Origin of the sequence: Herbaspirillum sp. C7C2 (genome assembly GCF_022627865.1) — a bacterium.
In the GTDB taxonomy this organism is placed as follows: Bacteria; Pseudomonadota; Gammaproteobacteria; order Burkholderiales; family Burkholderiaceae_D; genus Herbaspirillum; species Herbaspirillum frisingense.
In genome coordinates, this window is record NZ_JABXGI010000005.1 from 40,370 (window position 1) to 53,575 (window position 13,206).

The window sequence follows — 13,206 nt, forward strand, 5'->3', positions numbered from 1 at the left end:
GAGGCGCCATGACGACCCAAGCAGCCCCCCGTGCATCGGCACAGGCCCACCCGGACCTGGCCCTGCGCGTGGAAAACATCAGCAAGCGCTATGGCGCCTTCCATGCACTGCGTTCCATCAACCTCGGCGTCCGCCGCGGCAGCATCCACGGCCTGCTCGGCGAAAACGGCGCCGGCAAGAGCACGCTGGTGGGCATCATTTCCGGCCAGCGCGCTCCCAGCGAAGGCCGTATTTTCCTGAACGACCAGGAGATCCAGGGCGCCGACGTCAAGCGCATGGAAGCCGCCGGCGTCTTCCTGGTACCGCAGGAACCGATGATCATCGAGCACATGTCGGTGATGGAAAATCTGATGCTGGGCCTCTGGCCGGCCTCACGCGGTTTCATCGCCTGGCGCCGCATGCGCGAGAACGCCACGCGCATGCTGGCCGGCACCGGTATCGAGGCCGACCGCCTGGCCGGTAGCCTGGATGCCGTCGCCCGTCGCAAGCTCAATATCCTGCGGGCCATGTTCTCCGGCGGCAGCGTCATCATCCTCGATGAGCCGACGGCCTCACTCACGGTGCCGGACCGTCTGCAGCTGTTCGACTTCATGCGCCAGCTGCGCGCATCCGGCGTGACCTTTCTCTTCATTTCCCACTTCAACGATGAAATCCTCGACATCTGCGACGCCGTCACCGTACTGCGCGACGGCGAACTGGTGGCCAACTGCGAGGAGGTGGGCAGCCTGAATTCCTCCCGGCTTTCCGAGTTTGTCCTCGGGCGCGAACTGGACCTGTTCCAGCGCGATCGCAGTCTATCCCCCAAGGGCGAGGAAGGGATCCGCCTGAGCGGCGTGCGGGGAGAGCGATTGGACGTGGCGCAGCTGGACATCCGCGCCGGCGAGATCGTCGGTTTCACCGGCTTGCCAGGGGAGGGGGCCAAGGAGCTGGCGCGCAGCCTGTTCGGCCTGGCAGCGCTGCAGGCCGGGCAGATCGCCTTTGCGCGCGAGGCGACAGCCCGCGTGCCGCAGACGCCAGACCAGGCCTTCGCCATGGGCATCGCCTATCTTTCCGACGACCGCCGTCGCGACGGTGTGGTGGGGCATCTGTCTATCCGTGAAAACATCGCGTTGTCCTCACTGCGCCAGCGCATCCGGCGCGGCCTGGTGGATCGTGGACAGGAGCAGCAGGTCTGTTCCTCCTACTTCACTCGCATGGGCATCAAGGCCGGCAGCGCCGACGAGGCCGTCAATACCCTCAGCGGCGGCAACCAGCAAAAGGTCTGCCTGGGGCGCGTGCTGGCGACCATGCCGCGCCTGCTGATCCTGGACGAGCCGACCCGTGGCATCGACGTGGGTGTCAAGCAGGATGTCCTGCGCATCCTCGATCAGCTGAGCCGGGCCGGCGTGAGCGTGATCATCGTCTCCACCGATGTCGATGAACTGGCCCGGGCAGCGGACCGCGTCTGCATCTTCCAGCGCGGGCGTATCGCCCACGTGGTCGAGGGCGACGACATCAGTACCGACAGGCTGCGCCAGCTTTCGCAATGAGCGCCGTCTGGAACAGACCATGAAAAAAGGAGACACCCGCATGACAAGCGCAACAGAAATCGGCGCCACGCCCGGCGCCCCGCAGTCCGCCAGCGGACAACCTGGCCCACAAGGCAGGCCACAGGGCAGTTCATCACACCGGCCCCGCCAGGTACTGGGCTGGGTACTGCGCAATGTGGTCTGGATCTGGCTGGTCGCCCTGGTGCTGGGCTTCGGCCTGTTCAGCCAGTTCTTCCTCAGCGTGATGAACCTGCAGAACATCCTGGTCCAGGCCACCGTGCTGGGCCTGCTGGCGCTGGCAGTGGCCCTGCCGTTGCTGGTGGGCGAGATCGACCTGTCGCTGCCGGCCAACCTGGGCTTTTCCTCGGCCATCGGCGCCTGGCTGTATGCCAGCGTCGGCGGGCCATGGTGGATCACCATGCTGGCCGGCGTGGCGGTGGCCACCCTGATCGGCTGGTTCAACGGCCTGTGCATCACCCGACTGCGCATGGTCTCGCTGATCCAGACGCTGTCCATGATGATCGTGCTGCAGGGCGCCTTGCTGGCGCTGACCCAGGGCAAGACCATCACCAACCTCGCCGATGGCTACATCTGGATCGGCTCGGCCACCCTCGGTGGCTGGCCGATCATGCCGGTGATCTTCGTGCTGGCCTTGCTGGCGATGTCGGTGCTGCTGCGCCGGACCGTGCTGGGCCGCTCCATCTACGCCGTGGGCGGCAATGCGCTGGCCTCGCATGCGGCCGGCATCCGGGTGCACCGGATCAAGATCATCTGCTACGCACTGGCCGGTTTCCTGGCGGGGGTTGCCGGTTATCTGCTGGCTTCCTGGCAGATCGCCATCACCTCCAACCAGGGCGCGAGCTATCTGCTGTATGCGATCGCCGCCCCCATCATCGGCGGTGTGAGCGTATTCGGCGGGCGTGGCAGCGTACTGGGCATCCTCGGTGGCGTGCTGTTGCTGACGGTGATCCAGGTCGGCCTGGCCATCACCAACGTGCCCTCGTTCTATGTCGGCATGATTGGCGGGGTGATGATCTTCATCGCCGTTGCCATCGATGCCATCCGCGTGCGCTTCTTCGTCCAGTGAGCCCGACGATGGAAGCCTTGATCCGCAAGCTGCAGGACATCGTGGGCCCGCCCCACGTGCTGACCAGCGCCTCCGCCAAGCGCCGCTATTGCCGGGGCTATCGCTATGGCCAGGGCGACGCGGCTGCCGTGGTGCGCCCCGGCAGCCTGCGCCAGATGTGGCAGGTGCTGCAGGCCTGTCATGCGGCCGACACCATCGTCATCTGCCAGGCGGCCAACACCGGCCTGACGGGCGGCTCCAGTCCTGCAGAAGCGGGCTATGACCGGCCCGTGATCGTGCTCAACACCTTGCGCCTGCGTCGGCTGGAACTGCTGGCACAGGGACAGCAGGTGCTGACCCAGCCCGGCGTCACGCTGGACCAGCTGGAACGGACCCTGAAGCCGCTTGGGCGGGAGCCGCATTCGGTGATCGGATCAAGCTGCATGGGCGCCTCCGTCACCGGCGGCATCTGCAACAACTCCGGTGGCTCGCTGATACGCCGTGGACCGGCCTACACCCAGTTGTCGCTGTATGCGCAGGTGGATAGCGACGGTCAACTGCGTCTGGTCAATCATCTGGGGCTGGAATTGGGAGAGACACCGGAAGAAATCCTCGACCGCCTGGACAGCGGCCAGTTGCCCAATACCGACAGTGGTGGCGTTGGCGCTGCTGCCGACTGCGACTGCGGTGGTCGCCATGCGTCCGATCATGAGTATGCCCAGCATGTGCGCGATGTCGACGCCGCCACGCCAGCCCGCTACAACGCCGACCCGCGCCGCCTCTATGAGGCCTCAGGCTCGGCCGGCCACGTGGTGGTATTCGCCCTGCGGCTGGACACCTTTACGGCCGATGCCTCGTCCACCGTGTTCTACATCGGCAGCAACGACGCCGCCGAACTGGAAGACATCCGGCGCGGCCTGCTGCAGCAGTCGCCGCATCTGCCGATTGCCGGCGAATACATGCACCGATCCGCCTTCGAGGCCAGCGAGCGCTATGGCAAGGACCTGTTCCTCTTCATCCATCATTTCGGCACGGAACGTCTGATGCAGGCCTTCGCCATGAAGAGCCGGGTCGACGCCTGGCTGGAGCGGCTGGGCCTGCGCCCCGGCTGCAGTGACCGCCTGCTGCAGCGGCTCTCTGAGTGGTTGCCGCGACATTTGCCGGCGCGGTTGACGCAATATCGGGATCTTTATCAGCACCATTTGCTGTTGAAGATGAGTGAAGACGGCGCGGCCTTCGCACGGGGCTTCCTGCAGGCGCGCATGCCGTCGGTGACGGGGGATTTCTTCGAATGTGATGCCGCCGAGGGCAGGGCGGCCTTCCTCAACCGCTTCGTGGTGGGCGCCGCCATCGTGCGCTATCGCGCCGTCCATGCGCAGGAAGTGGAAGACATCGTGGCGCTGGATATCGCGCTACCGCGCAATACCCGCGACTGGTTCGAGCAATTGCCGCCCGCGATCGCCGAGAAGATCCGCTTTACCATGTATTGCGGCCACTTCTTTTGCCACGTGATGCACCAGGAATACCTGGTCCGGAAGGGGGAAGACTGCGAGCAGGTCAAATCAGCCATCCTGGCCCTGCTCGACGCCAAGGGCGCCAAGTACCCGGCCGAACATAACGTCGGCCATCAATACCGGGCCGAACCCGCACTGGAAGATTTCTATCGCAGGCTCGACCCGACCAACAGCTTCAACCCCGGTGTCGGCAAGACCTCGCGGCTGAAGCACTGGCGTTAGGCGTGCGGTTGCGGGGTCAGAAAGCGTCCCCCGGCACCCGCACCCAACCTTCCATCAGCACTCGGGCGCTGCGGCTCATGATGGCCTTGGTGACCACCCACTGGCCGTCTTCCAGCCTGGCCTCGGCACCCACGCGCAAGGTGCCGGAGGGGTGGCCGAAGCGCACGCTGGTGCGTTCGCCACCACCGGCGGCAAGGTTGACCAGGGTACCGGGAATGGCCGCGGCCGTGCCAATGGCTACCGCTGCGGTCCCCATCATGGCGTGGTGCAGCTTGCCCATGGACATGGCGCGCACCAGGACGTCGGTATCCCGCACGCCCACCGTCTTGCCGCTGGATGAGACATATTCCTTGGGCTTGGCCACGAAGGCCACCTTGGGAGTGTGCTGGCGGGTGGCGGCTTCTTCTACCTTGGTGATCAAGCCCATGCGGATGGCACCGTGGGCGCGGATGGTCTCGAAACGCGCCAGCGCGGCCGGGTCGCTGTTGATGGCGTCCTGCAGCTCGGTGCCGGTGTAGCCGATCTCTTCCGCATTGAGGAAGATGGTCGGAATGCCGGCATTGATCATGGTGGCCTGGAAGCTGCCCACGCCGGGCACGTCCAGCGTATCGACGACGTTCCCGGTGGGGAACATGGCACCGCCGGCACCTTCTTCCTCGGCCGCCGGGTCCATGAATTCAAGTTGCACTTCGGCGGCGGGGAAGGTCACGCCGTCCAGTTCGAAGTCACCGGTTTCCTGCACCTGGCCGCCCCGGATCGGGACATGCGCCACGATGGTCTTGCCGATATTGGCTTGCCAGATGGTGATCACGGCCACGCCATCCTGCGGCAGCTTGGAGGGATCGACCAGGCCGGCGGCAATGGCAAACGGGCCGACGGCGGCCGACAGGTTGCCGCAATTGCCGCTCCAGTCCACGAAATCCTTGTCGATGGAGACCTGGCCGAACAGGTAGTCGACGTCATGGCCGGGACGGCTGCTGCGCGAGATGATGACCGTCTTGCTGGTGCTGGAGGTAGCGCCGCCCATGCCATCGATCTGCTTGCCATAGGGATCGGGGCTGCCGATGACGCGCTGGAGCAGCTTGTCACGGGCGCGACCGGGTACGCGGGCGGCTTCGGGCAGGTCGTCCAGCTTGAAGAAGACGCCCTTGCTGGTGCCGCCACGCAGGTAGGTGGCGGGGATACGGATCTGGGGGACTTGGCTCATGCTTGTTCCTTTGCGTTCTGGCCGGCACTGGCGGAGGCTTCCAGGAAGTCCTGGGCGAAGCGTTGCAGCACGCCGCCGGCTTCATAGATCGAGACTTCTTCGGCGGTATCGAGACGGCAGGTCACCGGCACTTCGACGCGTTCGCCGTTCTTGCGATGGATGACCAGGGTCAGGTCCGCGCGCGGGCGGCGCTGGCCGATGACGTCATAGGTTTCGGTACCGTCGATGGCATAGGTGTTGCGATTCTCGCCGGCCTTGAACTCCAGCGGCAGCACGCCCATGCCGATCAGGTTGGTACGGTGGATGCGTTCGAAGCCCTCGGCCACGATGGCTTCCACACCGGCCAGACGCACGCCCTTGGCGGCCCAGTCACGCGAGGAACCCTGACCATAGTCGGCGCCGGCGATGATGATCAGCGGCTGCTTGCGTTCCATGTAGGCTTCGATGGTTTCCCACATGCGCATGACTTTGCCTTCCGGCTCCAGGCGCGCCAGCGAACCTTGCTGCACGCTGCCATCGGCCTTCTTCACCATCTCGTTGAACAGCTTGGGATTGGCGAAGGTGGCGCGCTGCGCGGTCAGGTGGTCGCCGCGGTGGGTGGCGTAGGAATTGAAGTCTTCTTCCGGCAGGCCCATCTTGGCCAAGTACTCACCGGCGGCGCTATCGAGCAGGATGGCGTTGGAGGGTGAGAGGTGGTCGGTGGTGATGTTGTCACCCAGCACGGCCAGGGGGCGCATGCCCGAGAGCGTGCGCTCGCCGGCCAGCGCGCCTTCCCAGTAGGGCGGACGGCGGATGTAGGTGCTCTGCGCGCGCCAGTTGTACAGCGGGCTGACCGACTGGCTGCGATCCACGCGGGCCGAAAACATCGGCGTGTAGACATTGCGGAACTGCTGTGGCTTGACGGCGCTGGCGACCACGGCGTCGATCTCCTCGTCGCTGGGCCAGATGTCCTTGAGACGGATCTCGCGGCCGTCAGCCGACTTGCCCAGCACATCCTGCTCGATGTCGAAGCGGATGGTGCCGGCAATCGCATAGGCCACCACCAGCGGCGGCGAGGCCAGGAATGCCTGTTTGGCATAGGGGTGGATGCGGCCGTCGAAGTTGCGGTTGCCGGACAGCAAGGCGGTGCTATACAGGTCGCGGTCGATGATTTCCTGCTGGATCTTGGGATCGAGCGCACCGGACATGCCGTTGCAGGTGGTGCAGGCGAAGGCCACGATGCCGAAGCCCAGTTTCTCCAGGTCGGCAGTCAGACCGGCTTCGTCCAGGTACAGTTCGACCGCCTTGGAGCCAGGCGCCAGCGAGCTCTTGACCCAGGGCTTGCGTTCCAGTCCCAGACGATTGGCGTTACGTGCCAGCAGCGCCGCTGCGATCACGTTGCGCGGATTGCTGGTGTTGGTGCAGCTGGTGATGGCGGCGATGATGACGGCGCCGTCGGGCATCTTGCCCGGTTCGTTCTCGACCTTGCCGGCGATGCCCTGGGCGGCCAGCTCGGAGACCGGCAGGCGCTTGTGCGGATTGCTGGGGCCGGCCAGGGTGCGCACCACGGTCGAGAGGTCGAAGTGCAGCACGCGCTCGTACTCGGCCTTGACCAGGGTGTCGGACCACAGGCCGGCTTCCTTGGCATAGGTTTCCACCAGCTTGACCTGCTCGTCTTCACGGCCGGTCAGCTTGAGATAGTCGATGGTCTGCTGGTCGATGGAGAACATGGCAGCGGTGGCGCCATATTCCGGGGCCATGTTGGAGATGGTGGCGCGGTCGCCGAGGGTCAGGCTGGCAGCGCCGTCGCCATAGAATTCCAGATAGGCGCCCACCACCTTCTGCTTGCGCAGGAACTCGGTCAGCGAGAGCACGATGTCGGTGGCGGTAATGCCGGGCTGGCGACGACCGGTCAGCTCCACACCGATGATGTCGGGCAGGCGCATCCAGGAGGCGCGGCCCAGCATGACGTTCTCGGCTTCCAGTCCACCCACGCCGATGGCGATGACGCCCAGCGCATCCACATGCGGGGTATGGCTGTCGGTACCAACCAGGGTATCGGGGAAGGCCACGCCATCCTTGGCATGGATCACCGGCGACATCTTCTCCAGATTGATCTGGTGCATGATCCCGTTGCCGGGCGGGATCACGTCCACATTCTCGAAGGCCAGCTTGGTCCAGTCGATGAAGTGGAAACGGTCTTCATTGCGGCGATCCTCGATGGCACGGTTCTTCTCGAAGGCCTGCGGGTCGTCGCCGCCACATTCCACCGCCAGCGAATGGTCCACGATCAATTGCACCGGCACCACCGGGTTGACCTTGGCCGGATCGCCACCCATGTCGGCAATCGCATCGCGCAGGCCGGCCAGGTCCACCAGCGCGGTCTGGCCAAGGATGTCATGGCACACCACGCGGGCCGGGAACCAGGGGAAGTCCAGTTCGCGCTTGCGCTCGATCAGCTGACGCAGCGAATCGGAGAGGGTGGCGGGGTCGCAGCGGCGCACCAGGTTCTCGGCCAGCACGCGGGAAGTGTAGGGCAGTCCCTCCCAGGCGCCGGCGCGGATGGCCTCCACCGCAGCGCGGGCGTCGAAGTAATCCAGGCGGGTGCCGGGCAGTGGCTTGCGGTATTGGGTATTCATGGCAGTTGGCTCGTGTCTCGTTGATGGAATTGGAATGATTGTGGGTTGGGCTGTTTCGTGGCGATGACTGCGCTCAGGCCTGATCGCGCCTGCTGTTCGCGCTGCCGCTCTCCCTCTGCGCGATCTGTTGTTCGATGTTGCGACGGGAGGCGCCGATGTGGCGCCGCATGAGCAGGTCGGCCAGTTCGCCGTCGCCGTCGGCCAGGGCATCGAGAATGCGGTGGTGTTCGGCAAAGGCCTGGCGCGGGCGGTTTGGGGCGGCGGAATACTGGATGCGGTACATGCGGGCCAGCTGGTACAGCTCGCCGCAGAGGATGCGGGTCAGGATCTGGTTGCCGCTGGCCTGGATGATCTTGTAATGGAAGTCGTAGTCGCCTTCCTGCTGGTAATAGCCGCGCCCGGCCTGGAAGGCTTCATCCTTCTCGTGGGTTTCCAGCACCCGGCGCAGTTCGTCGAGTTCGGCGCGGCTCATGCGTTGGGCGGCCAGGCGGCAGGCCATGCCTTCCAGGGATTCGCGGATCTGGAACAGTTCCACCAGCCCCTCCAGCGTCAGCGAGACCACCCGGGCCCCCACATGCGGAACCCGGACCAGCAGGTTCTGGCCTTCCAGCCGGTGGATGGCTTCGCGTAATGGTCCGCGGCTGATGCCATAGGTGCGGGCCAGTTCGGGTTCGGAAATCTTGCTGCCGGGCGCGATTTCGCCCTGCACGATGGCGCTCTGGATCTTGCGGAAAACGTGTTCGGACAGTGTTTCTCCTTCACGTTCGGCACTGGGCAACGCAATCAGCTCGCTCATCTCATTTTTACCGTGTCGACAATCCAAGGGATTTGATGCGGTTAATCATAGCACTTTGATTAAAAAAGGGAAGAAGTGTCGACACCATAACAATTTAAGCACTAGGCAGTTAAAAAATAGCATGAGGAAATTTTCGTTACAGGTGAGAAAATTCACCCGCCGCTTGGGAATACATGAAATGTCCTTCGAAATTTTTTCAAATTTTTTCCCTATATGCGGGAATCGTTCACCTAGAGTGAGAATTTAACCTTATATTTCCGTCATGGACTCTCCACAAACCTCTACCATTGTTGACCGCGTACTCCACGTCCTCGCCGGCGTGGCTCGTGCCGGCAAGCCCGTGAGCGCCAAGCAGATTGCTGCGATGGTGCAACAGCCGGTCAGTACCGTCTATCGCCACCTGGCCTCGCTGAAGAAGTGGGGATTGCTGCAGGAGCATATGAACTCGGGCACCTTCGAGCCTGGTCCGACCGGCGTGCAACTGGCCTGGGGCTTCGACCAGAATTCCAACCTGATCAGCCAGAGCCGGGAAGAGATCATCTCCCTGGTCCAGCGCAGCGGTGAGAGCGTGGGCCTGCTGGTGCCGATCAATGGCCAGATGGTGTGCATCGCCATGGAAGAAAGCGACCAGCCGCTGCGCTGTTCCTTCACCAAGGGCCGGGCGCATCCGCTGCTCAAGGGCGCTTCGGCCAAGAGCCTGCTGGCCTTCATGCCGCGCAAGCTGCAACAGAAACTGGTGGCCGACCAGCTCGTGGACAAGCCGGAAGAGGTCGCCGCGCTGGAAGCCCAGCTCGATGAAATCCGTCGCCGCGGCTACTGCATCAGCGAGAGCGAAGTCGACCTGGGCGTGTGGGGTGTCTCCGTTCCCATCATGACCTCCAATGGCCGTCTGGAAGGCACCATCACCCTGATGGCACCGGCGCTGCGCGTGGGCAATCGCGAGCAGGAACTGGTGCGCATGACGGTGGAAGCGGCACAGCGCATCTGTAATCGTTTTTGAACCTGCCCGGTCGCGCCGTCCTAGGGGCGTGACGGGCGGAATGCCCCAGGGATTTTGCAGTCCATCGCGCCGGAATGCTCCGGCGTCCAGTCCATGTTGTCGTTTCTATTGAGGAACTCATGATGAAGATTTCCAAGCTTCTTTGCGCCTTCACCGCCAGCATTGCCATGCTGACTGCCGTCATGCCGGCCGCCCACGCCGCCGACAACGTGATCCGTGTAGGCACCGACGCCACCTTCCCGCCAATGGAATTCGTCAAGGACGGCAAGCGCACCGGCTTCGACATCGAACTCATCGAAGCCCTGGCCAAGACCATGGGCAAGAAGGTCCAGTGGGTCGATATCGATTTCAAGGGCCTCATTCCCGGCCTGATCTCCAACCGTTTCGACATCGCCGCATCGGCCATCTACATGACCGACGAGCGCCGCAAGGTGGTCAACTTCAGCGATCCCTACTACCGTGGCGGCCTGGCCGTGCTGGTGCGTCGTGACGACACCAGCATCAAGGTGCCGGACGACCTGAACAAGGGCAAGCGCGTCTCGGTCCAGGTGGGCACCAAGTCGGTCAGCTACCTGAAGGACAACTACCCGGGCGTGGAGCGCGTGGAAGTGGAAAAGAACCAGGCCATGTTCGACCTGCTGGCCACCGGCCGCGTCAATGCGGTGGTGACCGGCCGTCCCGCGGCGGTGGAATATGCCCGTACCCAGCCGCTGGTACGTGTGCTGGACAAGGGCCTGACCACCGAGCTCTATGGTTACGCCATGCGCAAGGGCGATACCGAGCTGGCCGAGCAACTCAACAAGGCCCTGCAGACCCTGCGCGTCAATGGCACCTATACCGCATTGACCGACAAGTGGTTCGGCAAGGCCGAGTAAGCTACGCTTCAAGCACCGGCTTGGGCCGGGGTAGCGGCCGGCGTGAGCCGGTGAGGCCGACGGCCGCTGCCCTACGTGCATACTTTCCTGCATTTTTTCACGCAGTTTCACGCATCTTCCTTCCTTGAGACCGCACAAGGCCCGGCCCGTTGACGATCCGACCGGGAACGGGACCTCTTTTGCCGGAGCATTTCATGAATCTGGATTTTTCAGGCGTCTGGGATAGTTGGCCGGCGCTCTTTCACGGCACCCTGGTCACGGTTGAAATCACCGCCGCCTCGCTGGTGCTGGGCTGTGTACTGGGCCTGCTGGTGGGCCTGGGTCGTCTCAATCCGCAGCGCCGCTTCATCTATGGCATCTGTACCGTCTACCTGACCCTGGTCCGGGGTACACCGCTGCTGGTACAGCTGTTCCTGTGGTTCTTCGGGCTGCCGCACCTGGGCCTGCTGCTGCCGGCCTATGTCTGCGGCATTCTCGGGCTGGGCATCTATAGCGGGGCCTATGTCTCCGAGATCGTGCGCGGTTCCATCCAGTCCATCGAGCGCGGCCAGATGGAAGCGGCCCGCTCGCTGGGCCTGCCTTACCGCATGGCCATGCGCCGGGTGATCCTGCCGCAGGCCTTCGTGCGCATGATCCCGCCGCTGGGCAATGAATTCATCGCGCTGATCAAGAATTCGGCGCTGGTGTCGCTGCTGACCATCGCCGACCTGATGCACGAGGGCGAGAAGATCATCAGCGTGACCTACCGGTCGCTGGAGACCTATCTGGCCATCGCCGTCATCTATCTGGTTCTTACCAGCGCCACCACCCTGGTGTTGCGCCGGATCGAAAAAGTATTGCGTTCGGAAGGGAGGGTCTGATGTCGCAGCCCATCGTCGAAATCAAGGGATTGCAGAAATCCTTTGGCAGTCATGTCGTCCTCAAGAACATCGACTTTTCAGTCCAGCCCAGCCAGGTGGTGGTCATCATCGGCCCCAGTGGCAGTGGCAAGAGTACCTTCCTGCGCTGCCTGAACGGCCTGGAGACCGCCGAAGGCGGCACCGCGGTGGTCAGCGGCCATCCGGTGGTGGAGGGCGGTCGGATGATGCCCGAAACCAAGCTCGACGCCTTGCGCGCCGAAGTGGGCATGGTGTTCCAGTCCTTCAACCTGTTCCCCCATCTGAGCGTGCTGGACAACATCACACTGGCCCCCACCTGCCTGCGCGGCGTCCCGCGCAAGGAGGCACAGGAGAAGGGCCTGCGGCTGTTGAAGAAGGTCGGCCTGGAACACAAGGCCAAGGATTTCCCCGGCACGCTGTCCGGTGGCCAGAAGCAGCGGGTGGCGATCGCCCGCGCCCTGGCCATGGACCCCAAGGTCATGCTGTTCGACGAACCGACCTCGGCGCTTGACCCGGAGCTGGTCGGCGAAGTGCTGCAGGTGATGAAGGACCTGGCGGCCGAAGGCATGACCATGCTCATCGTCACCCATGAAATGGGCTTTGCCCGCGAAGTGGCCGATGTGGTGGTGGTGATGGATCACGGCAGCATCGTCGAATCCGGCCCGCCGTCGGCCATCTTCACTGCGCCGCGCGAAGCCCGTACCCGCAGCTTCCTGCAGACCATGCTGGCACGCGAGGTCGCCCATGGCGCTTGATCTGAGCCAGACAGAGGCCCCGGCCCGCGCGCAAAAACCGGCCAGCCCCATCCAGTTCGTGGGCGAACTGGGTCGCATCACTGCCGTCCCCTGGAAGAACGAGGGCGGGCAGACGCGTGAGCTCTGCGTGGAGCCACCGCAGTCGGATTTCTCCGGTTTCCTGTGGCGGGTCAGCGTGGCCGATGTGGGTGCCGATGGTGCGTTCTCGACCTTTAACGGCATCGACCGCACCATCGTCTTGCTCGAAGGTGGTGGCTTTGGCATGTATACCGACGGAGCGCGCGTCCACGATCTGGCAGAATGCTTCGTACCGCATGAGTTCCCGGGTGAACAGGCCATCAGTGTCCAGTTGCATGGCGCGCCGACGCTGGACTTCAACCTGATGGTCCGGCGCGAACGTGCAAGCGGCAAGGTGGTGGTCTTGCGCGAGCAGAATTCCCGCTGCCTGCCGGCTGATACCGCATTGCTGTATGTAGCGCGTGGCGCGGCCTGCCTGTCGGACGAAAGCGGTCTGCAGCAAGCCCTGCGTTGCGGTGAATTCGCCCGCCTGCGTGACGGTCACGGCACGCGCCAGCCGGATCTGCTGTGCACGCCCGGCAGCGTGGTGCTGGCGGTCTGCATCCGCCTCACCCCTGAAGGAACGCAGAGCTAGTCCTTCGAGTGCCGGCACGGTCATCTTCCACCCGCCCCAAGCGGTATGGCCTTGCCCGGCATCCATTTTCAAGAAACGCCAATAATAAAGGTGA

The 13,206-nt window shown here is 64.0% G+C and carries 11 protein-coding genes; 8 read left to right on the forward strand and 3 right to left on the reverse strand.

What is annotated here, in order from left to right:
* Positions 1–8: 8 nt before the first annotated feature.
* Genes HWE04_RS09720 through dld form a run of 3 tightly spaced genes read left to right on the forward strand, consistent with a single transcriptional unit; the run spans position 9 to position 4,331 of the window.
* Entirely contained in the window at positions 9–1,529 is a 1,521-nt protein-coding gene (locus tag HWE04_RS09720; RefSeq protein ID WP_241812270.1) for a sugar ABC transporter ATP-binding protein, read from the forward strand.
* A 40-nt stretch (positions 1,530–1,569) separates the two neighbouring features.
* Positions 1,570–2,616 (forward strand): ABC transporter permease, encoded by a 1,047-nt coding sequence (locus HWE04_RS09725; RefSeq protein WP_241812271.1) that lies wholly within the window; start codon positions 1,570–1,572, stop codon positions 2,614–2,616.
* Between the two features lie 8 nt (positions 2,617–2,624).
* Positions 2,625–4,331 carry a D-lactate dehydrogenase gene (dld, locus tag HWE04_RS09730; protein WP_241812272.1) on the forward strand — a complete coding sequence of 569 codons (1,707 nt, stop codon included), beginning with the start codon at positions 2,625–2,627 and terminating at the stop codon, positions 4,329–4,331.
* Positions 4,332–4,347: 16 nt separating this feature from the next.
* Here dld and prpF read toward each other — a convergent pair whose 3' ends face one another.
* The 3 genes from prpF to HWE04_RS09745 all read right to left on the reverse strand — a co-directional run bounded on the left by prpF (position 4,348) and on the right by HWE04_RS09745 (position 8,952).
* Positions 4,348–5,538 (reverse strand): 2-methylaconitate cis-trans isomerase PrpF, encoded by a 1,191-nt coding sequence (prpF, locus tag HWE04_RS09735; RefSeq protein ID WP_241812273.1) that lies wholly within the window; start codon positions 5,536–5,538, stop codon positions 4,348–4,350.
* Positions 5,535–8,156 (reverse strand): Fe/S-dependent 2-methylisocitrate dehydratase AcnD, encoded by a 2,622-nt coding sequence (gene acnD / locus HWE04_RS09740; protein WP_241812274.1) that lies wholly within the window; start codon positions 8,154–8,156, stop codon positions 5,535–5,537. The genes prpF and acnD overlap by 4 nt, the downstream gene beginning before the upstream one ends.
* A gap of 73 nt (positions 8,157–8,229) precedes the next feature.
* A complete protein-coding gene (locus tag HWE04_RS09745) occupies positions 8,230–8,952 on the reverse strand; it encodes a GntR family transcriptional regulator (RefSeq protein WP_006464854.1) in 723 nt (240 codons plus the stop codon).
* 262 nt (positions 8,953–9,214) lie between these two features.
* Between HWE04_RS09745 and HWE04_RS09750 the strand changes: the two genes are divergently transcribed.
* The 5 genes from HWE04_RS09750 to HWE04_RS09770 all read left to right on the forward strand — a co-directional run bounded on the left by HWE04_RS09750 (position 9,215) and on the right by HWE04_RS09770 (position 13,112).
* Entirely contained in the window at positions 9,215–9,952 is a 738-nt protein-coding gene (locus HWE04_RS09750; protein WP_039876652.1) for an IclR family transcriptional regulator, read from the forward strand.
* A 122-nt stretch (positions 9,953–10,074) separates the two neighbouring features.
* A complete protein-coding gene (locus tag HWE04_RS09755) occupies positions 10,075–10,827 on the forward strand; it encodes a glutamine ABC transporter substrate-binding protein (RefSeq protein ID WP_006464852.1) in 753 nt (250 codons plus the stop codon).
* Positions 10,828–11,021: 194 nt separating this feature from the next.
* Positions 11,022–11,687 (forward strand): amino acid ABC transporter permease, encoded by a 666-nt coding sequence (locus HWE04_RS09760; RefSeq protein ID WP_006464851.1) that lies wholly within the window; start codon positions 11,022–11,024, stop codon positions 11,685–11,687.
* Positions 11,687–12,460, forward strand: a complete 774-nt coding sequence (locus HWE04_RS09765) for an amino acid ABC transporter ATP-binding protein (protein WP_274620096.1) — start codon at positions 11,687–11,689, stop codon at positions 12,458–12,460. The genes HWE04_RS09760 and HWE04_RS09765 overlap by 1 nt, the downstream gene beginning before the upstream one ends.
* Positions 12,450–13,112 (forward strand): HutD/Ves family protein, encoded by a 663-nt coding sequence (locus tag HWE04_RS09770; protein ID WP_241812275.1) that lies wholly within the window; start codon positions 12,450–12,452, stop codon positions 13,110–13,112. Before HWE04_RS09765 ends, HWE04_RS09770 begins: the two co-directional genes overlap by 11 nt.
* Positions 13,113–13,206: the final 94 nt, after the last annotated feature.